Origin of the sequence: Petroclostridium xylanilyticum, from assembly GCF_002252565.1 — a bacterium.
Taxonomy (GTDB): Bacteria; Bacillota; Clostridia; order SK-Y3; family SK-Y3; genus Petroclostridium; species Petroclostridium xylanilyticum.
The window spans coordinates 552,599-575,849 of the sequence record NZ_NPML01000019.1 but is presented as its reverse complement, the minus strand read 5'-3'; the positions used below and the strand labels follow the sequence as shown (position 1 = coordinate 575,849).

The following is a 23,251-nucleotide window of genomic DNA, read 5'->3' as shown; positions in this document are numbered from 1 at the left end:
GAAAGAATAGACATGTGGGGTACTATATGAAGAAACTGGTAGTTGAAAGAGATAAACTTAAAAATAATATTGATATTATAAAAAGTATGACCAATGCAAAGATCATAGCAGTTTTGAAGGGCAATGGCTATGGTCTGGGTATATTAAAATTTGCACGTTTTTTAATAGAAAACGGTATAGATTACTTTGCAGTGTCTGAGCTCCAAGAAGCAATATTACTGCGGGATGATGGCTTTGAAAATAAAATTCTGCTTTTATCATCAACAGGTGTAGAAAATGAAGTAGAGCTTATTATACAAAATAATATTATACCCACAATCGGTTCCGAAAGTGCTGCAATAGTAGTGAATGAAATAGCAAAGAAGCATAATTTGATTGTTGATGTGCACTTAAAGATTGATACAGGCTTTGGAAGATTTGGTTTTTTGCCTGACGAGATGGACAGTGTATCCTCTTTGTTTAAATCTCTTGAGAACATAAAGATTGCTGGTACATTTTCTCATTTTTCCTTTTCGTTTGCAAAGAAACGTAAAAATGTACAGGTTCAATTTGATAAATTCTTAAAGTGCATTGAAATATTGAAGCGCAATGGTATTGAACCAGGAATGCTTCATATAGCAAATTCCAGTGCATTTTTACGCTTTAGCGATATGCATCTTGATGCGGTAAGAATAGGCTCTGCTTTTTTAGGCCGAATACCTTTTGAAAATACATTTGGGCTCAAGAAAATTGGTTACTTAAAGTCAAATATATCGGAAATCAAGTATCTGCCAGAAAACCACTATATTGGATATGCCAACACTTATAAGACCAACAAGAGAACAAGAATTGCCATTGTCCCTGTAGGTTATAAAGATGGATTTGGAATTGAAAAATCAAAGGACATATTTAGATTTATAGATATTTTAAGGTATATATACCATGACCTGAAGTTATTTTGGGGCAGCAGATATATTTATGTCAGAGTTAATGGCAAAAGAGTAAAAATACTTGGAAGAATCAGTATGTATAATATTGTTGTTGACATTACTGGCATAGAAGCACAAATAGGTGATGAAGTAATATTGGAAGCGAATCCTATTTTGATAGAGAGTTCGATCGAGCGGGAGTATTTATAATGGTACGCTTGAAAAGTGCATTATGGAGAATTTTTTGAATTGAGAATTGACAATTGAGAGCTATAAAGTAGGTGCAGATATAAAGATACAGATAAAGATAAGGATACAATAAGACTCACTACAAAAATCTATACTATATCTTTATCTGTATCTTTGTCTTATATTTTGCGGAGGAACAATATGCATTATGATACACCTTTATTCGATGCTTTGATAAATTATAGCAGGCAGCAGAAAGTACCTTTCCACATGCCTGGACATAAACAGGGGCAGGGTATCCCCGATCAATTTAAAAAACATATATTTGACATTGACCTTACTGAGCTTCCGGAAACCGATAATCTTCATGCTCCGGAGGGACCTGTACAAAAGGCCCAGGAGCTGGCGGCAACTGCTTTTGGGGCAAAATACAGCTTTTTCCTGGTAAACGGTTCAACCTGCGGTATTCAAGCGATGGTAGCAACTGTCTGTAATCCTGGTGATATGTTGCTTGTGGACAGAAACTGTCACAGTTCTGTAATCTATTCTTTAATACTGTGTGGTGTTATCCCGCGATATATTTATCCTGACTATATTACTGAATTAGGCCTGGTTGGGGGGATGGATCCGCGTAAAGTTGATGAAGCTTTCATTCAGTATCCCGAAGCAAAAGGGATCCTCATAACCTGTCCAACTTACTATGGAGTGTGTTCTGACCTGGAAATAATAGCACAAATTGCTCATCGGTACGGCAAGATACTTCTGGTAGATGAGGCACATGGCGCTCATTTTTGCTTTCATGAGAGATTGCCCCAAGGTGCGTTGCAGGCAGGGGCAGATATATGTGTGCAAAGCGTTCACAAAACATTGCCTGCCCTTACACAGAGTTCACTGCTGCATGTTAATTCTGACAGAATAGAGTTAAATCGCTTAAAAAACTGCTTAAAGCTTTTCCAGAGCAGCAGCCCGTCTTTTGTTTTGATGGCATACCTCGACGTAGCCAGAGGTATTATGCAAAATAGTGGTCAAGCATTATTAAGTAATTTAATAGATTGGGTAGATAGATTGCGATGCCAGATCAACAGAAATAATAAATTATATTGCTTAGGAAAAGAGTTAATAGGCAAATACCATATCAAAGACATTGATCTGACCCGTATCGTAATTAATACAGGGAAACTGGGTTTAACAGGCTACCGGGCAGCTATGGAGCTGAATATTAGATATAATATTCAGGTGGAAATGGCTGATTTGAGTAATGTCGTGTGCATTACTTCTGTTGCAGATAGTGAAAAACAGTTAAAATATTTAGGAAAAGCTATAAACGGCATTGCACCAACCGCTGTTGAAAAAGATATAAAAACAATATTTGCGGCACCCTGCATTCCTCGGTATGCAATGGCCCCAACAAAAGCATTTTATACGGAAAGTGAGAGTATCCACATAGAAAAATCGGAAGGAAGAGTTTGCTGCGATACTATTACTTCCTTTCCTCCCGGCATACCCATTTTATGTCCTGGAGAAGTAATATCTGGCGATATAGTAAAATATATGTTAAACATCAAAGCGTGCGGAGGGAAGGTAATAGGACTAACAGATGAATTATATATACGAGTAGTAAAAAATTAGTAGCGCTTTTGGAAAGAAAACGGTATAATGATATTAATAAGTTATTATTAAAGTAAAGAAGGGAGAGGATACAGTATGAAGATTGTACTTGCTATTGTACATGATGACGATGGAAATCGGGTAATGGGTGAACTAAATAAAGAGGGCTTTAGCGTAACCAAGCTGGCCACTACAGGGGGATTTCTGAGAGCGGGTAATACCACCCTTCTTGTTGGTACCAGTAAGGAAAATGTGCAAACGGTAATCGATATTATCAAAGCGAAATGTATGAGCAGAAAACAGGTTGTAACTTCACCTACACCGGCCACCGGGGCAGCGGGGGTCTATGTACCTTATCCTGTTGAAGTTGAAGTAGGAGGAGCTACGATATTTGTTGTTGATGTTGAACGGTTTGAAAAAGTTTAAGGAGCTGTTAATATGAAAATACAAGATACCCTTAACCAGCTTTCAGGTATGCAAGGCAGGTTAGGTGTAGACGATAAAAGGTCGACCGAGCCACAGGAATCAACGTTTGATAAGCAGCTTAAGAGAATTGATGGACAGAATTATGAAGCACGTTTGGCGTCATTATTAGATCAAATTAATAAACAGGGTGAGAGATTATCCAAGAACATTGACATAAAAGAACTTAAACGTTATAAAAAGCTTATTTCAGAATTTTTATATGAAGCAACCAATAACTCTCATAAATTCTATAAGGAAAGTATGTTGGACCGTAGAGGGCGGCATAGGGTATACGCTATCATCAGCAAAGTAAATGACCATCTTGAACAGCTTACTTGTGAAGTATTAAAAGAACAGAAGGATAATATTAAAGTTCTACAAAGGTTGGATGATATTAGGGGGTTATTACTGGACATCATGATGTAGGAATTATTACTTCACAAAAATTTATTACTCCTGAATGAATGGTAAGGCAAACAATATATTTAAAGTGCGAAGTAGTGGGGAGTGAGGAGTGGGGAGTAAATTGCCGATCAAGTTCAAAAAACACTCCCCACTGTCCACTCCCCACTATGACACATCATAAATATGTTATGCAGCAATCATATAATACCTGATGAGATACGTTTGGTACGTTTGGGTGAATGTAAAATACGGTTTATGGTTTATATACAAAGAGGTTGGTATGAATTTTAGTGATATTATTGGACAAACGAAAGTTGTAGAAAGTCTAAAAAACAGTATAGTGAATAATATGGTCAGCCATGCATATATATTTGAGGGCCCAGAAGGAATTGGAAAACAGACCATGGCTTCGATTTTTGCGGCTGCCTTAACATGTGAAAAAGGACAGGCTGAACCCTGTGGAACTTGTAGAAATTGTATAAAAAATGAGAGTAACAATCATCCTGATGTAAAAGTGATAGAGGGTTCTGCCAGCAGTATTGGTGTTGATGTGATAAGAGAACTTCAAAAAGACATGTATATAAAGCCATATGAGGCTGGTAGAAAGATATACATTATTCCCCGGGCTGATAGAATGACAGTTCAGGCACAAAATGGTTTGTTGAAGATTTTAGAAGAACCTCCGGAATATGGGGTAATTATTCTTACTACAATAAATTCTTCCCTGCTATTAAATACTATTTTGTCAAGGACAATATTGGTTAGATTTAAGACACATCCATATAAAGAAATAGAGGATTTTTTAAGGAAGGAATATTTGGAATTGACTGATGAAATTCCTTTTTTAGTGATGCTTTCGGGTGGAATTATCGGAAGGGCGAAAGATATTGCCGCATCGCAGGAATTTAGAGATATGAGGCGGGATATTATTGAGATTATCACAAAGTTATTAAATCATAGTGAATTAGACATCCTCGAGGCAGTGAATTATTTTAATGATCACAAAAATATGATTGAGTCTATACTAGACTTGCTGTTATTATGGTTTAGGGATATTTTGTTTATAAAAGAATTGCACAATGAGAATATGGTAATAAATATAGATATGCTGGGCAGATTAAAGGAGTTTTCGAGAAGAGTTTCCAGCCGTGCGGCATGCAAAATTATAGATATTATCATTGATATAAAGAAAAAAATTAGTATGAATGCAAATTATACTTTAGCTATAGAAACAATGCTGATACAAAGTTGGGAGGAAGTACATGGTAACAGTAGTAGGAGTGCGGTTTAAAAGAGCAGGGAAGATATACTATTTTGATCCTGATGGTTTAAACATAGAGAAAGGAACGAAGGTAATCGTTGAGACAGCAAGGGGAATAGAATTTGGTGAAGCAGTAGTAGGTAATAGAGAGGTGAATGAAGAAGAGATCATTGCCCCATTAAAAAAGGTAATACGTATTGCTACCGATGAAGATGTTCAACAATCAGAAGAAAACAAAAGAAGGGAAAAAGAAGCTTTTAAAATTTGTCTGGAAAAAATAAAAGACCACAATCTAGAGATGAAGTTAATTGATGTTGAATATACCTTTGACGGAAATAAAGTCTTATTTTACTTTACTGCTGACGGGAGAGTAGATTTTCGTGAATTGGTCAAAGACCTTGCAGCGATTTTCAAGACACGAATTGAATTGAGGCAGATTGGTGTCCGGGATGAGGCAAAAATGTTGGGTGGTTTAGGGATTTGCGGACGTACCCTGTGCTGTTCCACTCATCTTGGTGAATTTGAGCCGGTATCTATAAAGATGGCGAAAGAGCAAAGCTTATCCTTAAATCCCAGCAAGATTTCAGGGACATGCGGAAGGCTTATGTGCTGCTTAAAATATGAACAGGATACTTATGAGGAAGTGCTCGGAAGGACACCAAAAGTCAATGCAATTGTGTCTACGCCTCAAGGACAGGGTACGGTAATGAGTGTTAACCTGTTAAAAGAGCTTGTAAAGGTTAAGTTGGATAAAGATGATGAAAATGTTTTGCAAACTTTTAAAACCTCTGAAGTGAAAATTATAAAGAATGTAGAGACTGAAAATGATGATGTGGATTTGGATGAATTAAAACATCTGGAAGGTATTTAATTTTTAATTTAAAAATTTCAGTAAAAAATGTTTTCAATTTAGTATTATAGTGGTAAAATAGAAACGATAATTTAAGGAGGTGTTTTTAATGGCATATTTTATTACAGACGCTTGCGTAAGCTGTGGAGCTTGTGAGCCAGAATGTCCTGTATCTTGTATTTCACCTGGCGATGACGTATATGTTATTGATGCAGAAGTTTGCATAGAGTGCGGTGCTTGTGCAAATGTTTGTCCAGTAGATGCTCCACAACCTAAATAATTAACTAAATTATTAAAAAAACCTGAGGTTTATCCCGGGTTTTTTTTATATATATCTACATCTATATGCCATGGAGGCGACTAATGTTGAGTAATGTACCTTTGAATGAATGGGAAAGAGTTGACGATCTGCAATATAAAGGTCTAAAGATAATTCAGGATACAAGAGGGTTTTGCTTTGGGATAGATGCAGTGTTATTAGCCAACTTTGCTGATGTAAAAAAAGGCAATATTGTGTTAGATATGGGTACCGGCACGGGGATCATACCTATACTTATTGCAGGTAAAAGTGATGTAAGCCGGATTGTTGGATTGGAAATTCAGGCGCATATGGCGGAAATGAGCGCTAGGAGTGTCATATTAAACAATCTACAGGACAGGGTGCAGATCGTAGAGGGAGATTTGCGGGAGGGTGTAGCCCTATTTGGTGCAGCAGCCTTCGACGTAATAACCTGCAATCCGCCCTATATGAACTCTGGAGGGGGATTAACAAATCCAAATGATGCAAAAGCCATATCACGGCATGAAATTAAGTGCACTCTTGAAGATGTAATAACGGTTAGCAGTAAGCTTTTAAAAATTGGCGGTAAATTTAATATGGTACATCGTCCTGAGCGGCTGGTAGATATTATATGGTTAATGAGGAATCATAAACTGGAACCTAAAAGGCTTAGATTTGTGCATCCATCTCCCGGAAAAAAAGCAAATTTGATTCTAATTGAAGGAGCAAGAGGAGGAAATCCTCAGCTCAAGATGATGGAGCCCCTGTATGTCTATAATGATGAAGGGGAGTATAGTGAGGAGATTAATGCCATTTATAATAGAAATTCCTATATATAAGTTAGGTGCATTTAATTTATATAAAAAACGCTAAATACGTTACATGCATTGTGACGGGCAAGTCGCATCATATATGGAATGTTGCAGCCGGAAAATCACCATGGAGGGTGATTTTAGGATTATCCCGGCACGGATGCCGGTATAAGCGGCAAAACATGAAATATATGATGCGACTTGCCCCAATGTACATATTAAGATTAAAAAGCACTGGAGGTTAGCAAACATGAACGAAAAGGGCACATTATATTTGTGTGCTACTCCTATCGGAAACCTTGAAGATATTACCTTAAGAGCTTTAAGGATATTGAGAGAAGTGGATTTGATTGCGGCAGAAGATACACGCCAAACCATAAAGTTACTTAATCATTTTGAAATCAATAAACCTTTAACAAGCTATTATGAACACAATAAGGTAGAAAAGGGCAAATATATTGTAGAGCAATTATTGCAGGGTAAAGATATTGCTCTGGTATCTGATGCCGGAACTCCGGGAATTTCGGATCCAGGAGAAGACCTGGTCAAGCTTTGTATCCAGAATGGTATCACAGTTTCAGCACTACCTGGACCCGTAGCAGCTATAACAGGTCTTATTTTGTCCGGTCTGTCTACCGGCAGGTTTTGTTTTGAAGGCTTTCTTGCAGTAAACAAGCGCAACAGAAGAGAGCACCTCGAGGCAATAAAAAATGACACAAGGACATTAATATTTTATGAGGCTCCTCATAAGCTCACCAATACACTAAAAGATATGCTGCAGATTTTAGGAAATAGAAATATAGCAATAGCTAGGGAACTCACAAAGAAATTTGAAGAGGTAATTCGCTGTACTATTGAAGAAGCTATACAGAAGTTTGAGCAAAATATGCCAAAGGGTGAATTTGTTCTAATCATTGAGGGAGCAAATAAACAGCAAGTAGAAGAAGAAAAACAAAGAGAATGGGCGGAGATTTCAATATATGACCATATCAATATGTATATATCCCAGGGAATAGACCGCAAAGAAGCACTTAAAAAGGTAGCAAAGGACAGGGGGCTTAGTAAACGGGAGGTATATGCACTTCAATTAGAAAATAAGGAAGCATAGGTGAGAAATAATAAAGAAAGGAAGGGAGGTTCCTTCCTTTCTTATTTTTTAATATTAAATTACTTCTTTAATTCATCCATACATTGTGGACAAATATTTTTGCCTTTATAAACATGAACATCTTTTGCATTTCCGCAGAAAATACATGCAGGTTCATATTTCTTAAGGATAATGGTATTTCCATCTACATAGATTTCTAAAGCATCTTTCTCAGCAATATCAAGTGTTCTTCTCAACTCAATAGGAAGTACAACTCTTCCTAACTCATCTACTTTTCTTACAATACCAGTTGATTTCATGATAAAATTCCTCCTAAATTTACAATATTCGACAAACTTTACGAAACTATAATACCATAATTGTAAATAAACGTCAATACTAAAATAATTATATTCGGAAAAAATTTTTTCTAGCTGTGGAAATAAATACATAATATATTAAAATTGAAAGTTAAAAATTTAACAATATGTGGCAAATCTCAAAAAACAATTCAAATATTATAGAAAAATGTGAGATAATAAAAATATAATTATAAATTATACCTTTATAATTTTAAAAAATTATAATGTGAAGTCAATACCTTTATAATATGTAAAATTATAACTGGAAAAGGAAATTCGACAAAAGTCGAAAAATAATAGACAAAATTCGACACCGATGATGCATTAATTGGGAAAATAGATTGAACTAACCAATTGTAATTTGATATTTAGATCAGGCATATATATATATAAGAGAGATTAAGATTAAGTTACCTGCTTTCATAATTTTAATCTAAATTTTAATTTCATTTATTGAAGGAGTTGCTATGTTAAATTATATTTGGTCGGGTATGATATTAATTGCATTTACTATTGCCGCATTTACAGGAAAAATAGAACAAACCACACAGGCTGCACTGGATTCTGCCGGCACAGCTGTGGAAATGAGTATTGGATTGTTAGGAGTAATGTGTCTGTGGACGGGGTTTATGAATATTGCAGAAAAGTCCGGACTAGTCAAAGTAATTGCCAGAGCTATTAAGCCCATAACCAAACTATTATTTCCTCAGATTCCACCATGGTCGCCGGCAATGGGTGCCATTGTACTCAACATGGTAGCGAATATATTAGGATTGGGTAATGCAGCTACACCATTAGGATTGAAAGCAATAAAGGAACTTCAAAAACTGAATGGCGACAAGGATACAGCATCTAATGCTATGTGTATGTTTGTAGTAATTAATACTGCATCCATACAGCTTATTCCTGCTACGGTACTTGCTGTTCGTTCTTCGGCAGGTTCTAACAACCCTTTTGAAATAATTGCTACAACATGGATAGCGAGTATATGTGCCGTAGTAGTTGGTGTAACTGCAGCAAAAATAATGCAAGGGAAAGAACGAGATTTACGCAATTATTCGAGATATAGAAAAGCAGGATGATTTTGAGAGGAGGTGTTATGATGGAGTTAATAAAGTTATTATCTAATTTGGCAATTCCCTTGATGTTTTTCCTAATCATATCCTACGGTTTGACAAAAGATGTAAAGGTATATGACTGCTTTATTGAGGGCGCCAAGGACGGGATAGATACTGTTATTAGAGTTTTGCCGCCTCTTATAGGGCTTTTGGTTGCTGTAGGAGTATTCCGTGCCTCCGGTGCCTTGGATTTGATTACCTATGCACTAAGGCCCGTGACATCTGTCATTAGAATGCCTCCAGAGGTTGTACCCCTTGCTCTTATGAGGCCTATATCAGGAAGTGCTGCACTGGCCATTGTAACTGACTTGATTAAAAGTTATGGCCCTGATTCGTTTATTGGAAGAGTTACCTCAACAATGATGGGTTCTACAGAAACGACATTTTATACCATTGCCATATATTTTGGTTCAGTGGGAATAAAAAACGTGCGCCATACAATTGCTGCTGCATTGCTGGCCGATTTAACGGGAATAATAGCAAGTGTGTGGGTGTGCGGAATGGTATTTGGGTGGAATTAAGTGTAGGAATAATATTCATCAATTAAAAAATATATGCCCAATTTTAAGATTTGGATTGAGAAAGCGTGGCAACTAGCAATATAATGAATATATAGATGTGTGACTATAGAACCGTCCGCAACTACTGAAAAAGTCCGATTTAGCAGGAAGAAGGGACAAGACTCGGGGACTGGACCTCCGTGAACTAAAATATGAAAGGATAGGGATACATGCGAATCGATGTTATTGCTACAGCCGATGAGGTAAAAGACCAAATGGTAAAGGGAAAACTAGCTGTTGTTATTGATGTATTAAGAGCAACAAGCACCATTGTGACGGCTCTTTCAAATGGTTGCAAAGGGGTGATACCTGTCTGCGATGTTGATCAGGCAAAAGCAAAGGCTTGTGAATTGGATCCAGAACAATGTTTGTTGGGAGGAGAAAGAAATGCTGTAATTATTGAGGGATTCCACCATGGAAATTCTCCGCTGGAATACACTGCTGAAAGAGTGCAAAATAAGTATGTGATTATAACAACTACAAATGGAACAAGAGCGATTCATCATGCAAAAGAGGCGGTTGATATTGTTATAGCAAGTTTTCTGAATGGACAAGCTGTTGTACAGTATATACATAAGAATTATTTAGAAGATATTACAATTATTTGCGCCGGTACAGAGGGGCATTTTTCTTTAGAAGATATTTTATGTGCAGGAAAAATAATTTATGAACTAAAAAGTTTGGGCAACGATATTAGCTTGAATGACCTAGGGATTGCAGCTGAAAATTTATATAAGCATAACAAGGATGACATGCACCAGTTATTACAAGGTACTTTTCATTACAGCAGGCTAATTTCGTTGAATTTTGAGAAAGATGTGGAATTTTGTATGCAGCAAGACGTTTTTCAACTAGTACCAATATTTATCGATGGAATAATATCGATAACCAATATTAAAGCTAAAAATAAATTAATGTAGTTATCGATGAAATTAACCAACTTTAAAATCACAATATTTAGTTTTACAGTTGGTTAATTATAAAAAGAATTGAGAATTGACAATTGAGAATGGAGAATGGAGAATTGAAAACAATAGGACAAGGGCGTATATTTTATATTTGAAGAATATTATGGAAAGAACGTTGCGGAAAGGCTTAGAGCCTGTTAGAATAATATTCTTCAAATTCGGAAAATGCACCCATAAGACAACAAAGGCCTTGAAAAAACCTAAATTAATGATATTATAATATATATTTAAAATATTAAGCATACCTCAAGTTTCAATTCATAAAATCGGGGAGGGTAAATCATGAGCAGCAAAACTTTTTACATAACAACGCCTATATACTATCCCAGTGATAAACTGCATATAGGTCATTCTTATACTACTGTGGCAGCTGACGCTATGGCGCGATATAAAAGATTAAGAGGCTATGACGTCATGTTCTTGACCGGAACAGATGAACATGGACAGAAGATTCAAAGAAAGGCTGAAGCAAAGGGAATGACGCCTAAAGCCTATGTAGATGAAATTGTTGCAGGTATAAAAGAATTGTGGAAGCTTTTAGATATTTCTAATGATAGGTTTATAAGAACAACTGACAAACAGCATGAAGAAGTTGTACAAAAAATATTCAAAAAGTTATATGATAGTGGTGATATCTATAAGAGTGAATATGAAGGGTGGTATTGTACGCCCTGCGAAGCTTTCTGGACCGAGCGTCAGCTAAAAGACGGCAAGTGTCCCGATTGTGAACGGGAGGTAGAATTAACCAAGGAGGAAAGCTATTTTTTCCGCTTATCAAAATACCAGGATAAGCTGATAAAGCTTATAGAAGAAAATCCCGAATTTATTCAACCTGTGTCCCGGCAAAACGAGATGTTGAATAATTTTTTAAGGCCAGGATTGGAAGACCTGTGCGTATCCAGGACAACATTTAACTGGGGAATTCCTGTAAATTTTGACGATAAGCATGTGGTATATGTATGGGTAGATGCATTGTCGAACTATATCACTGCTTTAGGATATTTAACGGATGATGATTCGGATTACAAAAAATACTGGCCTGCCGATGTTCATCTTGTAGGTAAGGAAATAGTGCGTTTCCACACTATTATATGGCCTGCAATGTTGATGGCATTAGGTGAGCCCTTACCAAAACAGGTATTCGGACATGGCTGGCTGCTTCTTGAAGGCGGTAAAATGTCTAAATCCAAAGGAAATGTAGTAGATCCGGTTATATTGGTGAATAAATATGGAGTAGATGCGATCAGGTATTTCCTATTAAGAGAAGTTCCCTTTGGTGCAGACGGTATATTCTCTAACGAAGCACTAATCAACAGGATTAATGCAGATCTTGCCAATGATCTCGGAAATCTGGTAAGCAGGACTGTTGCAATGATTGACAAGTACTTTGGCGGGCAACTGCCTGAAAACAGACAAGCAGGAGATTATGATGAAGACCTGAAGAATCTTGCGGCATCCACTACGGCAAAAGTGGAAGAATTAATGGATAAACTGCAGTTCAGCAGTGCATTAACAGAGATATGGAAGCTTGTATCCAGAACAAACAAATATATAGATGAAACCATGCCATGGGCACTGGCCAAGGATGAAGCTCAAAAACCAAGACTGGCAGCTGTTTTGTACAATCTGGCAGAAAGTATAAGGATAATATCCATACTTATTCAACCTTTTATGCCAAATACTTCTCCAGTGATATGGCAGCAGATAGGCATTGAAAAAGGTATGGAAACCGAGTGGGAAAGCTCAAAGATATGGGGTAAATTAAAAGCAAATTTTAAAGTAAATAAAGGTGAAATCATATTCCCGAGAATTGATGTTAAAAAAGAACTTGAAGAATTGGAAACAATACAGCAGCAGGTACAAAAGCAAACTGTAAAGCCGGAAGATAAAACTGCAGCAAAAGCAGAGAAAAAGGTTGCAGATGTAAAGGAAGAACAACAGTTAATTTCCATAGATGATTTTGCCAAACTAGATCTGAGAGTAGCGAAAGTAATTTCAGCTGAAAAGATCAAAGGCGCAGATAAACTGCTAAAGCTTCAGTTACAAGTAGGTAATGAAACTCGTCAGGTAGTTTCGGGGATAGCAAAATACTATACTCCTGAAGAATTAGTAGGTAAGAATCTTATAGTAATAGCGAATCTTCAGCCTGTAAAACTTAGAGGGGTTGAATCCCACGGCATGATCCTTGCCGCATCTACACCCGGTGATGAGAAGCTTGTCTTGGCTACAGTAGATGGGGACATTGATTCCGGTTCTAAAGTTAGATAGTATCGATAACTAATATCAAAATTATAAATAAATTAATGTAGTTATCGATGAAATGAACCAACTTTAAAATTAAATATTTAGCTTTAAAGTTGGTTTATTATAAGAAAGATTAAGATTGAGATTAAGGTTAAGATTGTGAGTATGGCTGTCCTATACTCAATCTTAATTTCAATCTCAATCTTTTGTATTTATTGCAAACTTAAGATGATAACTTGTATTTAAGAAAGAGGTAAAACTATGTTTTTTGACTCTCATGCCCATTACGATGACAGACGCTTTGATGTAGATAGGGAGATATTGCTTGAAAGCATGAAGCAAAAAGGTGTGTCTTATATCCTGAATGCCGCTTCTAATATTGCTACATCCCTGGAGTGTATAAACTTAGCTGAAAATTACGATTTTATCTATGCTTCGGTAGGTGTGCATCCCCATGATGTAGGAGATATAAGTGAGAACGCCATGGGTTTACTTGCTGATTTGGCTAAAAATCCAAGAGTGGTGGCAGTAGGTGAGATAGGGCTGGATTATTATTATGACCACTCGCCTAGAGAGGTGCAAAGATACTGGTTCCGAAGGCAGATTCAACTGGCAAAAGAATTAGACCTTCCCGTTATAATACATAACCGTGATGCCCATGCTGACTCTATGGAGATTGTAACGTCAGAGGACATCTCTTCTATTGGAGGAGTATTTCATTGTTTTTCAGGAAGCTGGGAGATGGCTAAGAAACTTTTAGAGATGGGGATTTATATATCTATTGCAGGACCTATCACTTTTAATAATGCAGTAAAATCCATAGAGGTAGTAAAAAATCTACCCATAGACAAGCTATTGATAGAAACCGATTGTCCTTACTTGACTCCTATACCGCACAGGGGGAAACGAAATGACTCCACATATATAAGATATACAGCTGAAAAAATAGCAGAGATTAAAGGTATTACTGTAGAAGAGGTAGCGGAGAGGACGATGGAGAATACTAAAAGGTTGTTTAGGATACTAGATTGAGATAAGATAAAGATACAGATTTAGATTGCGCTATTGTTCATCTGTGTCTGTATCTTTATCTTTATCTCTATAGAAGGAGGGTAAATGAGATGATAATTACTTATGAACTTGGTAATGCCCTATACGTTAACGTAACTAACCGCTGCACAAACAGGTGTAGCTTTTGCATCAGAAATACCGCTCAAGGAGTAGGGACAGGGGTGGACCTATGGCTGGAGAGGGAACCGACTGTAAGGGAAGTTATTGATGATATTGAACGGCGCGATCTTTCGAAATATAAAGAAATAGTATTTTGCGGCTATGGTGAACCTATGGTAAGAGCGTATGACATCATTGAGATCTGCAAGAGTATCAAAGAAAAATTTAATATACCCATTCGTATTAATACCAATGGCCATGCAAATTTAATTCACGGTGAAGATATAACTCCCATGTTAAAAGGATTGGTGGATTGCATCTCTATCAGCCTTAATGCTAAGAATGCTGCTGAATATCAAGAAATATGCGGGTCAGACTATGGAGAACAAGCATATCACGGGATGCTGGATTTTGCAGCAAAATGTAAAGGATATATTCCACAAGTTATACTGACGGTTGTAGATGTGATGCCCAAAGAAGATATAGAAGCGTGCGAAAGAATTGCGAAGGATATAGGTGTAGAATTTAGGGTCAGGCATTACAGCGCTTAAAAAAAGCTCCGAGCTCCAAACTCCGAACTTTTAATCACCAAAACCTCCTCTCCTCATATACTGATAGTGAATGAAAATCCAATCATATGTTAAGGAGGAGTTTTTATGGAAGATAAGAGAAAGTATGAACCTGAAAAACCTGAAAAGGAATATACACCCCCTATAATGCCGCCAATGCCTCAGCCAATGCCATGGTGTCCAATGATGCAATATGGCGGCTGTCCCATGATACAGCCGCAAATGCCTATGATGCCTCCGCAGATGCCAATGATGGGCGGAGATATGGGATGCGGAGACCCAATGCATGGTGGAATGTATAATCCGATGTACGGTGGAATGTACGGCTATCCTATGCCAGGAATGGGAGATATGTACAGTCCGATGCCAGGCGGAATGTATTATGTACCCGGTATGGGTGGAATGTATTACCCCACACCAGGAATGCCAGGCATGGGATATCCTGGAATGAGAATGCCTGAAAAAGATTAATTTTAATTAAAAAATTAAATAACGTACTTACTATAAAATGACATTCATTTTGGATTGGAGCAAAACGAATGTCATTTGTTTTGTTCAATTTAAAATTTAGAGAATTGTGTAGTTCAGGCAAAAATTAATTTTGTTAAAGCAGGGTATAATAAACTGGCGCTATGGATAAAAAATTTAAGTATAATGGATAAAATTAGTGATATTGGTCAATAATATTACTGATTTTTATGTCAAGGTTGGTAATTTTGCCATTTGACAGAAATGGAAAAATGGAATAAAATTAGCAGCAAGTCTAAAAAAATAGGAGGTAGAGAAATGCACCTGAATGGCATGCTGAAGAAAGTCAACCTGTCAGGTCGTACTTTTCTTCTTACGTTGTTTATTATGGTGTCATTGGTAGCATCAACATTTAATGCGGTTATTGCAGGCACTAAAGAGGTAGCTCTAAATGATGATGGGAAAATAACATATGCAAAAACACGCAGACCTACTGTAGACGAATTTCTGAAAGAACAGGGCGTACAGTTATACGATGGAGATGAAATACAGCCTTCGCCTGAAACAAAGCTTAGCAAGCATCAGGAAATTACCATTAAGAGGGCAGTGCCTGTGACAGTACTGGTTGATGGGAATGAAGTAGCTTTAAAAACTGTTAAAGATACTGTAAAAGAGGTTTTAGAACAAGCAAATATTCAACTAAATGAGAAAGATATGGTAAATTACAATCTAACTGATCAAATATCCGCCCAAATGCAAATTTCTATTGTAAGAGTCGTAGAAAATATAGAAACTATCAAAGAAAAAATCCCATTTAAAACAGTAAATCGTGCAAGTGAAAAAATGGATAAAGGGAAAAACAGAATTGTACAGCAGGGTGTTGAAGGCACAAGAGAGAAGAAATATGCTGTAGTGCTACATGACGGAAAAGAAGTTTCAAGAAAGCTTATTAGTGATAATATTGTATCACAACCTGTAGATCAAATTAACGAATACGGTACAGTAGCAATGCACAAGACTTCCCGTGGAGAAAGCTTTAGATATAGAAAAGTATTAAATATGAGAGCTACTGCTTATGACCTGTCCTATGAAAGTTGTGGTAAAAATCCTGGAGATCCCAATTATGGTGTTACCTATACGGGAATGAAAGCAAGGCATGGGGTAGTTGCTGTTGACCCCAAGACTATACCGCTGTATTCAAGGTTATATATAGAAGGAGCTAACGGCTCCTGGTCCTATGGGTTTGCTGTGGCAGGCGACATAGGAGGAGGAGTCAAAGGTGATATTATAGACCTTTTCTATGATGATCCTGCTTTTGTTAAAAAGTTTGGAATAAGGAAAGTTAAAGTGTACATATTAGAATAGAGTACCAAGGTCGCCGGGTTCTGCCCGGCGTTTTATATTTAGTTTGGAGCATTTTCTTATTAACCCCCACGCCGGGCACATCCAGCACAAATAATGATGAAAATGCGCTTGGTTGTTCGGGCGAGACATGGGAACACACCACTTGTTAGTGCAAACCTCGCAAATAGTGCTTTTCGGCGTGGAATGGCCACAAGTCTCACTCTCTTTCGCCGCTCTAAACATCCGATTTAGCAGGTAGAAGGGATGCGGCTTGGGGACGGTTCGTCTGTCGCATGTGGTTTTCATGCGACTGAGGAACTGTCCCCATGTCGAAGCCCTGACCAATCAACGCTACTTTCATACTAACTGCCACGCCGGATAGTCCCGGCACAAAAAATAATGCAAAGGAGGTTTTATATATGGATAAACTTTCATCACCAAAAGTTCTAAAAGAAATTATCACTAAATACGGTTTTCGTTTTAATAAAAACCTGGGGCAAAATTTTCTTATAGATTCAAATGTCCTTGATAAAATTGTAAGTTCGGCAGAAATAGGAGAAAATACCGGCGTTATAGAGATTGGGCCAGGGATAGGTGTTCTAACGCAGGCGCTTGCGGAAAAAGCTGGAAAAGTGGTAGCGATAGAATTGGATTCTCACCTTTTACCTATTTTAAACGAAACGCTTGGTGAATATAAAAATGTGAAAATAATAAATGCTGACGCATTGAAAGTAGATATGAATGCAATAATAAATAATGAATTTCCCAATATGGATGTAAAAGTGGCGGCTAATTTACCGTATTATATCACTACACCAATTATTATGGGACTATTGGAAAAAAAGCTAAACATAGATAGTATTATTGTGATGGTACAAAAGGAAGTTGCCGAGAGGATGGCAGCGAAAGCAGGGGAAAAAGACTATGGAGCATTAAGTGTTGCTGTGCAGTATTTTACAAAACCTTGTATTATTGCCACAGTGCCTCCCCATTGTTTCATGCCGCAGCCAAAGGTGGAATCAGTAGTAATAAAGCTTGATATACTTAGACAACCTCCTGTTGAGGTGGAAGATGAAAAAAAGTTTTTCAATGTCGTAAAAGCTGCGTTTGGGCAAAGAAGAAAGACACTGGTGAATGCATTATCGAACTCAGGATTATTCACCATGTCAAAAGAGCAAATAAAGGAAATGCTCATAAGTATTGGGATTAGAGAAGATCAAAGAGGAGAAACATTATCAATTATGCAATTTGCAGAACTCGCAAATGCAATTTTTTAAAAAAGTTTTAAAATTTTTAAAAATTTTTCTTTATTTAAGAAGGAATTTAGAGTATAATGTAGAATATAAATAGAATTAGGGAGAGGATTTTGATTTTGTAGTTCCGGTTGCGATTGTTAAAAGTATAACAATATGACGTTACCTCCCTTCTCACAAAAACCCAAAGCAACGAAATGAAAGGAGAAAAACCATGACTAACAATAAGGTTGTACTACAATGGCTTGACGAAATGGTTAAATTGACCAAGCCCGACAAAGTCGTATGGATTGACGGGTCTGAAGAACAAAAGGATCAGCTAAGAAAGGAAGCTTTAGCAACAGGTGAAATTATAGAGCTTAACCAGGAAAAACTTCCTGGCTGCTATCTTCACCGTACCGCAGAAAATGACGTTGCAAGAGTAGAAGACAGAACATTTATTTGTACTCCTACCAAGGAAGAGGCAGGTCCAACCAACAACTGGGTGGATCCAAAAGAAATGTATGAAAGATTAACAAAACTCTTTGACGGTTCTATGAAAGGCAGAACGATGTATGTTATTCCTTTCATGATGGGACCTTTCGGCTCACCCTTCAGCAAGATAGGTATTGAGCTTACAGACAGCATCTATGTTGTATTGAACATGGATATCATGACCAGGGTAGGCAAGAAAGTATTGGATGAATTGGGAGATTCACCGGATTTCGTTAAATGCTTACATGCCAGAAAAGACATCGATCCGGAAAATCGTTATATCGTTCATTTCCCTCAGGACAATACTATCTGGAGTATTAACTCAGGCTACGGCGGAAACGTTCTTTTAAGCAAGAAGTGCTTTGCACTCAGAATAGCAAGCTACCAGGGTAAACAAGAAGGCTGGATGGCAGAACATATGCTGATCCTTGGCTTGGAAAATCCACAGGGTGAAGTAAAATACATAGCTGCTGCATTCCCAAGTGCCTGCGGTAAGACCAATCTGGCTATGTTAATTCCTCCTGAAGAATTAAAAGGCTATAAGGTATGGACCGTTGGTGATGATATTGCTTGGCTCCGAGTTGGTGAGGACGGACGTCTTTGGGCTATCAACCCTGAAGCAGGTTTCTTTGGTGTCGCTCCTGGAACCAGCTCCAAGACCAATCCAAATGCACTGGCAACCGTTCAAAAGAATACTATCTTTACTAACGTTGTAATGACTCCTGAAGGAACTGTATGGTGGGAAGGGCTTGATGGAGAGCCTCCAAAGGAAGGTATCGACTGGAAGGGCAACCCATGGACTCCTGAAAGTGGCGTTAAGGGGGCGCATCCAAACTCCAGATTTACAGCTCCGGCAAGACAATGCCCATGCATTTCTCCTGAATGGGAAAGCCCGCAGGGAGTACCAATCTCTGCGATCGTATTCGGCGGACGTAGGGCCAAAACTGCTCCATTGGTATATGAAGCATTTAACTGGCAGCACGGTGTATTCGTAGGAGCTACCATGGCATCCGAAACAACAGCTGCTGCTATAGGTGCTGTAGGGGTTGTAAGACGTGACCCCATGGCTATGATTCCATTCTGCGGCTATAACATGGCTGACTATTTTGGACACTGGCTTGAAATGGGTAAAAAGATTCCAAAGGCACCAAAGATATTCCATGTTAACTGGTTCCGTTTGGATGAAAACGGTAAATTCATCTGGCCTGGATTCGGTGACAACCTCCGCGTATTGAACTGGATTATCGACAGATGTGAAGGCAAGGTTGAAGCTGTTGAAACACCTATCGGTTACCTCCCAACTGTTGATGCTATCAATACTGAAGGACTTGACATCTCAGAAGAAGTTATGAAAGAGCTTCTGAAGGTAGATAAGAGTGTATGGATGGAAGATGTTAAAGGTCAAAAAGAATTCTTTGAAAAGTTTGGCGACAGATTGCCACAGGCTATCAAAGATGAATTAAAAGCTTTGGAAGAAAGATTAAGCAAATAATGATATATAAAAAATGGGTTGCAACGCAACCCATTTTTTATACTGCCTTTTCCCTTTCTTTAGGACTAAACGGAGTAGTATCTAACACAAGGTATACCGGAAGTCCATCACGCATTGTTAGTTCAGGTTCTCCGACGATGAGTGGTTTGATATAATTTATTAATTCCTGGCTAATATCATTTCCCTGTTCACTTATCCACTCTCTGGGAACTTTTTTTTCTGCATTTGCAATTTTATGAATGTCTATACTATCAATAGAAATTTTATATTCCGGCCCCATATCCCTTTTAAATACCATCATTTTGCCGGTACAGCCGTTTTCTGCTGCCTTTACTGCTTCCTGTCCTATTTGATAGGCTTCATCCAGGTCTGTTTTGGATGCCATATGCATAGCACATCTTTGAAGAATATTCAATTCGATAGATCGAACTTTACAGCGAAGTCTGTTTCTTACACAGTTTTCCAGAACCTTTGCAGTTCCTCCCAGGGATTTATGTCCAAATACATCCGTTAAACCATTGCTTACAGCTTCACAAATATACTCGCCAAAAACATTTTTTATCCCTTCAGATACAGCAATAATAACGTTTCGTTTTTGCTTTTGGACAATTTTAATGTCTTCAATAAAATTATCAATAGAAAAAGGTACTTCAGGTAAATATATTAGATCAGGACTTGAGTTGTATTCAGAACGTGCAAGTGCAGAAGCAGCTGTAAGCCATCCTGCATTTCTACCCATGATTTCTATGATTGTTACAGAATCAAGGTCATATACATTGCTATCCCGGGCAATTTCCAAAACCGTTGTAGCAATGAACTTAGCTGCAGACCCAAAGCCAGGAGTGTGATCCGTACCTACCAGGTCGTTATCTATTGTTTTAGGAACACCAATGATGTTGATTGGGTAGGATATCTTTTTTGCATATTCCGAAAGTTTCATTACCGTATCCATAGAATCATTTCCGCCTATGTAGAAGAAATAACGAATATCATATTCAGTAAAAACTTCAAATATCCTTTCATAAATTTCTGCATCTGCATTCACTGCAGGCAGTTTGTAACGGCATGAACCGAGATACGCAGCAGGAGTAGTTTTCAAAAGTTTGAAATCCTCCTGGGTTTTAACCTGTGAACCAAAGTCAAATATCTGTCTTTTCAAAACCCCTTCGATGCCATTAATAGCACCATATACGCTTTTGATGACTTTACTTTTAAGAGCTTGCTCTACGATGCCGCATAAACTGGCATTAATTGCCGAAGTCGGTCCTCCGGATTGCCCGATTAGACAGTTGCCGGATAACTGATACATGATAATTCCTCCTTGATTAATGGGGAGTGGGAGTTAGAAGTAAGAATAAAATGGCTAACTTCTCACTCTTAATTGTATTATTAATTATAATTGATACGTCATAATATTGATTAATAATTAAATAATACATCATAATTAAATAAAAATCAATAAAAAAACACATAAAAAATGTGTTTTTTAATAAAATTCTTATTTGTGATGTACTAATAGCACAAAAACGCATTCACAACTACATAATTACTCCTCACTCCCCACTCCCCACTCCCCACTATTTTTTCCTATTTCAACAAATACTTTCGATATAGTGGTTTTGGATATTCTACCTGTAATTTTATATAAATTGTTTCCTACTTCTTCAACAACCGGCATGCTGTCAATTTTATGCTCCATTATTTTCATTGCTGCTTGCAGCACTGTTTCCTCATCATGTGTATGTATGATATTAGGCATTCTGGTCATGATGACGCCTACAGGAACGTTGTGGATATTCATATTGCCCATTATACTTTTCAGGAAATCTTTCCGGGAAACTACACCGCTCAGATACCCGTTAGCATTTACTACAAAAATAGTGCCTGCGTCTTTTAAAAATATTTTTACAATTGCATCGTGTATGGAACACTCCTCTTCCACATAAACGGCCGGAGATTTTACATCCTTAACTTTTGCACGAAATAAACTAAAATCATGAGGATTATCTGCCGGTTTATGATTTAAAATATATCCCACATTAGGCTTGGCATCCAGGATACCTGAACGGGTTAGTAAACTTAGGTCAGCCCGGATGGTTGGTTTCGTACATCCCAGTCTATCAGCAATATCATTTCCTGTAATAGGTTGATGCTTTTGTACTATTTCAATAATTTTCATCTGTCGCTCAGTAAGATTCAATGCAAACACCTACTTAATAAATTTAATTTAATATTATTATATCAGTATTTAACGATAATATAAAGAAAAAAGAAGGTATATTGCGGTTATGTAAAATCTTTAATGCAATTTATATAGTAGGAAGGATTTTATAAAAAGTTGTAGAATAATATGTATAGGACATATAATGTAAATTTATATAGGAGGTAAATAAGATGGGAAAGGTAACTGTTAAAGAAATTACATATGGACAGTGGGGGAATTGCATAGAAGTATCAAATGGTATTATTGATCTGATAGCAACCCTGGACTTTGGTCCAAGAATTATAAGATTTGGTCTTGTAGGCAGGGAAAATGAGTTTTTTGAAGATAAAGAACTGGAACTCACCCAGGGTGGAGAGCAGTTTAATGTATTTGGTGGAGGAGAATGGCATATTTATGGCGGACACAGGTTATGGCATAGCCCGGAGGCTAGTCCACGCTCTTATTATCCTGATAACAGCAAAGTTTCTTGGACTGAAGTAGAAAATGGGATTAAACTGCGCCCGGAGGAAGAAAAATGGAATCAAATGCAAAAGGAAATTGAGATTATTATGAGTCCGGAATCAGCAAAAGTAAAGGTTATTCATAGAATAACAAATACCGGGGCATGGGATGTAGAATTTGCACCATGGGCACTGTCTGTAATGGCACCGGGCGGTAAGGAGATTGTACCGCAGCCGCAGAGAGACACCGGCTTGCTGGGGAATAGAATACTTGCACTTTGGCCCTATACAAAAATGAATGACAAACGTGTATACTGGGGAGATAAATTCATTACACTTCAACAAGATCCAAACGCTGAAGGGCCTTTCAAATTTGGGCTTACCAATGAAGATGGCTGGGCAGCATATTTTAATCATAACAACATGTTTGTAAAATATTATAAACATAATAAAGACGGCGTATATCCTGACTTTGGAGTATCCTATGAAACCTATACAAATAAATTTATGCTTGAAATTGAGTCACTTGGGGAATTAAAACGTACTGCCCCCGGTGAAACCGTTGAACATATTGAAGAATGGGAAATATTCGCCGATGTACCTGTGCCTTCAAATGATGAAGGAGAGATTAAAGCCATCGTAAGTAAGTATATAAAGAAATAATATTTAATTTGAAATTAAGATAAAAGCGGGGTGGGTA

General features: G+C 37.4%; 22 protein-coding genes and 1 pseudogene. 20 read left to right on the top strand and 3 right to left on the bottom strand.

Translation table 11 applies throughout. From position 1 onward, the window contains the following. The first annotated feature begins 26 nt into the window (after positions 1-26). The 9 genes from alr to rsmI all read left to right on the top strand — a co-directional run bounded on the left by alr (position 27) and on the right by rsmI (position 7,886). A complete protein-coding gene (gene alr, locus CIB29_RS14835) occupies positions 27-1,118 on the top strand; it encodes an alanine racemase (RefSeq protein ID WP_094550963.1) in 1,092 nt (363 codons plus the stop codon). Between the two features lie 180 nt (positions 1,119-1,298). Then, positions 1,299-2,726: an aminotransferase class I/II-fold pyridoxal phosphate-dependent enzyme gene (locus CIB29_RS14830; protein ID WP_094550961.1), complete on the top strand. Its 1,428-nt coding sequence runs from the start codon at positions 1,299-1,301 to the stop codon at positions 2,724-2,726. 75 nt (positions 2,727-2,801) lie between these two features. Beyond that, on the top strand, positions 2,802-3,131 hold the full coding sequence (locus CIB29_RS14825; RefSeq protein WP_094550959.1) for a cyclic-di-AMP receptor: 330 nt from the start codon (positions 2,802-2,804) through the stop codon (positions 3,129-3,131). A 12-nt stretch (positions 3,132-3,143) separates the two neighbouring features. After that, a complete protein-coding gene (locus CIB29_RS14820; protein WP_094550957.1) occupies positions 3,144-3,596 on the top strand; it encodes a YaaR family protein in 453 nt (150 codons plus the stop codon). A gap of 259 nt (positions 3,597-3,855) precedes the next feature. Next, positions 3,856-4,866, top strand: a complete 1,011-nt coding sequence (locus CIB29_RS14815) for a DNA polymerase III subunit (protein WP_198543904.1) — start codon at positions 3,856-3,858, stop codon at positions 4,864-4,866. Further along, complete coding sequence (locus CIB29_RS14810; protein ID WP_094550954.1) at positions 4,838-5,707, top strand: PSP1 domain-containing protein; 870 nt, start codon at positions 4,838-4,840, stop codon at positions 5,705-5,707. The genes CIB29_RS14815 and CIB29_RS14810 overlap by 29 nt, the downstream gene beginning before the upstream one ends. Positions 5,708-5,795: 88 nt before the next feature. Beyond that, the gene (locus tag CIB29_RS14805) at positions 5,796-5,966 is read left to right on the top strand and encodes a 4Fe-4S binding protein (protein WP_094550952.1); all 171 of its coding nucleotides are present in this window, start codon (positions 5,796-5,798) and stop codon (positions 5,964-5,966) included. An 83-nt stretch (positions 5,967-6,049) separates the two neighbouring features. Next, entirely contained in the window at positions 6,050-6,805 is a 756-nt protein-coding gene (locus CIB29_RS14800) for a tRNA1(Val) (adenine(37)-N6)-methyltransferase (RefSeq protein WP_094550950.1), read from the top strand. Positions 6,806-7,028: 223 nt separating this feature from the next. Continuing rightward, a complete protein-coding gene (gene rsmI, locus CIB29_RS14795) occupies positions 7,029-7,886 on the top strand; it encodes a 16S rRNA (cytidine(1402)-2'-O)-methyltransferase (protein ID WP_094550948.1) in 858 nt (285 codons plus the stop codon). Positions 7,887-7,945: 59 nt separating this feature from the next. On the opposite strand, the gene CIB29_RS14790 is transcribed toward rsmI, so the two are convergent. Continuing rightward, positions 7,946-8,185: an AbrB/MazE/SpoVT family DNA-binding domain-containing protein gene (locus CIB29_RS14790; RefSeq protein WP_094550946.1), complete on the bottom strand. Its 240-nt coding sequence runs from the start codon at positions 8,183-8,185 to the stop codon at positions 7,946-7,948. Between the two features lie 509 nt (positions 8,186-8,694). On the opposite strand from CIB29_RS14790, the gene CIB29_RS14785 reads away from it, so the two are divergent. From CIB29_RS14785 to CIB29_RS14740, 10 genes and pseudogenes are all read left to right on the top strand, one after another. Beyond that, complete coding sequence (locus CIB29_RS14785) at positions 8,695-9,309, top strand: nucleoside recognition domain-containing protein (RefSeq protein ID WP_094550944.1); 615 nt, start codon at positions 8,695-8,697, stop codon at positions 9,307-9,309. A gap of 17 nt (positions 9,310-9,326) precedes the next feature. Beyond that, on the top strand, positions 9,327-9,866 hold the full coding sequence (locus CIB29_RS14780) for a spore maturation protein (protein WP_463208792.1): 540 nt from the start codon (positions 9,327-9,329) through the stop codon (positions 9,864-9,866). 209 nt (positions 9,867-10,075) lie between these two features. Continuing rightward, on the top strand, positions 10,076-10,825 hold the full coding sequence (locus CIB29_RS14775; protein ID WP_094550940.1) for a 2-phosphosulfolactate phosphatase: 750 nt from the start codon (positions 10,076-10,078) through the stop codon (positions 10,823-10,825). A 330-nt stretch (positions 10,826-11,155) separates the two neighbouring features. After that, positions 11,156-13,141, top strand: a complete 1,986-nt coding sequence (gene metG, locus CIB29_RS14770; protein WP_094550938.1) for a methionine--tRNA ligase — start codon at positions 11,156-11,158, stop codon at positions 13,139-13,141. A 237-nt stretch (positions 13,142-13,378) separates the two neighbouring features. Then, positions 13,379-14,149: a TatD family hydrolase gene (locus CIB29_RS14765; RefSeq protein WP_094550936.1), complete on the top strand. Its 771-nt coding sequence runs from the start codon at positions 13,379-13,381 to the stop codon at positions 14,147-14,149. Positions 14,150-14,238: 89 nt separating this feature from the next. After that, entirely contained in the window at positions 14,239-14,838 is a 600-nt protein-coding gene (locus CIB29_RS14760) for a TIGR04100 family radical SAM protein (protein WP_094550934.1), read from the top strand. Positions 14,839-14,943: 105 nt separating this feature from the next. Next, entirely contained in the window at positions 14,944-15,327 is a 384-nt protein-coding gene (locus CIB29_RS18980; protein WP_198543903.1) for a hypothetical protein, read from the top strand. Positions 15,328-15,642: 315 nt separating this feature from the next. Further along, positions 15,643-16,689, top strand: a complete 1,047-nt coding sequence (locus CIB29_RS14750; protein WP_198543902.1) for a ubiquitin-like domain-containing protein — start codon at positions 15,643-15,645, stop codon at positions 16,687-16,689. Positions 16,690-17,087: 398 nt separating this feature from the next. Further along, positions 17,088-17,945, top strand: coding sequence for a 16S rRNA (adenine(1518)-N(6)/adenine(1519)-N(6))-dimethyltransferase RsmA (rsmA, locus tag CIB29_RS14745; protein ID WP_094550930.1), 858 nt, complete (start codon positions 17,088-17,090; stop codon positions 17,943-17,945). A gap of 172 nt (positions 17,946-18,117) precedes the next feature. After that, a pseudogene (locus CIB29_RS14740) lies at positions 18,118-19,887 on the top strand (phosphoenolpyruvate carboxykinase (GTP)); the annotation flags it as partial. Positions 19,888-19,924: 37 nt separating this feature from the next. Here CIB29_RS14740 and CIB29_RS14735 read toward each other — a convergent pair. Beyond that, complete coding sequence (locus tag CIB29_RS14735) at positions 19,925-21,196, bottom strand: 6-phosphofructokinase (protein WP_094550926.1); 1,272 nt, start codon at positions 21,194-21,196, stop codon at positions 19,925-19,927. Positions 21,197-21,433: 237 nt separating this feature from the next. Beyond that, positions 21,434-22,096 (bottom strand): transcriptional regulator CcpN, encoded by a 663-nt coding sequence (gene ccpN, locus CIB29_RS14730; protein WP_094550924.1) that lies wholly within the window; start codon positions 22,094-22,096, stop codon positions 21,434-21,436. 185 nt (positions 22,097-22,281) lie between these two features. Here ccpN and CIB29_RS14725 point away from each other — a divergent pair, with 185 nt between their 5' ends. Further along, a complete protein-coding gene (locus tag CIB29_RS14725) occupies positions 22,282-23,214 on the top strand; it encodes a hypothetical protein (RefSeq protein ID WP_094550922.1) in 933 nt (310 codons plus the stop codon). Positions 23,215-23,251 lie beyond the last annotated feature (37 nt).

Bases quoted from the DNA above. Each gene is read 5' to 3' on its own strand.
- alr (WP_094550963.1), top strand. From the start codon at position 27: ATGAAGAAACTGGTAGTTGAAAGAGATAAACTTAAAAATAATATTGAT.
- CIB29_RS14830 (WP_094550961.1), top strand. From the start codon at position 1,299: ATGCATTATGATACACCTTTATTCGATGCTTTGATAAATTATAGCAGG.
- CIB29_RS14825 (WP_094550959.1), top strand. From the start codon at position 2,802: ATGAAGATTGTACTTGCTATTGTACATGATGACGATGGAAATCGGGTA.
- CIB29_RS14820 (WP_094550957.1), top strand. From the start codon at position 3,144: ATGAAAATACAAGATACCCTTAACCAGCTTTCAGGTATGCAAGGCAGG.
- CIB29_RS14815 (WP_198543904.1), top strand. From the start codon at position 3,856: ATGAATTTTAGTGATATTATTGGACAAACGAAAGTTGTAGAAAGTCTA.
- CIB29_RS14810 (WP_094550954.1), top strand. From the start codon at position 4,838: ATGGTAACAGTAGTAGGAGTGCGGTTTAAAAGAGCAGGGAAGATATAC.
- CIB29_RS14805 (WP_094550952.1), top strand. From the start codon at position 5,796: ATGGCATATTTTATTACAGACGCTTGCGTAAGCTGTGGAGCTTGTGAG.
- CIB29_RS14800 (WP_094550950.1), top strand. From the start codon at position 6,050: ATGTTGAGTAATGTACCTTTGAATGAATGGGAAAGAGTTGACGATCTG.
- rsmI (WP_094550948.1), top strand. From the start codon at position 7,029: ATGAACGAAAAGGGCACATTATATTTGTGTGCTACTCCTATCGGAAAC.
- CIB29_RS14790 (WP_094550946.1), bottom strand. From the start codon at position 8,185: ATGAAATCAACTGGTATTGTAAGAAAAGTAGATGAGTTAGGAAGAGTT.
- CIB29_RS14785 (WP_094550944.1), top strand. From the start codon at position 8,695: ATGTTAAATTATATTTGGTCGGGTATGATATTAATTGCATTTACTATT.
- CIB29_RS14780 (WP_463208792.1), top strand. From the start codon at position 9,327: ATGATGGAGTTAATAAAGTTATTATCTAATTTGGCAATTCCCTTGATG.
- CIB29_RS14775 (WP_094550940.1), top strand. From the start codon at position 10,076: ATGCGAATCGATGTTATTGCTACAGCCGATGAGGTAAAAGACCAAATG.
- metG (WP_094550938.1), top strand. From the start codon at position 11,156: ATGAGCAGCAAAACTTTTTACATAACAACGCCTATATACTATCCCAGT.
- CIB29_RS14765 (WP_094550936.1), top strand. From the start codon at position 13,379: ATGTTTTTTGACTCTCATGCCCATTACGATGACAGACGCTTTGATGTA.
- CIB29_RS14760 (WP_094550934.1), top strand. From the start codon at position 14,239: ATGATAATTACTTATGAACTTGGTAATGCCCTATACGTTAACGTAACT.
- CIB29_RS18980 (WP_198543903.1), top strand. From the start codon at position 14,944: ATGGAAGATAAGAGAAAGTATGAACCTGAAAAACCTGAAAAGGAATAT.
- CIB29_RS14750 (WP_198543902.1), top strand. From the start codon at position 15,643: ATGCACCTGAATGGCATGCTGAAGAAAGTCAACCTGTCAGGTCGTACT.
- rsmA (WP_094550930.1), top strand. From the start codon at position 17,088: ATGGATAAACTTTCATCACCAAAAGTTCTAAAAGAAATTATCACTAAA.
- CIB29_RS14735 (WP_094550926.1), bottom strand. From the start codon at position 21,196: ATGTATCAGTTATCCGGCAACTGTCTAATCGGGCAATCCGGAGGACCG.
- CIB29_RS14725 (WP_094550922.1), top strand. From the start codon at position 22,282: ATGGGAAAGGTAACTGTTAAAGAAATTACATATGGACAGTGGGGGAAT.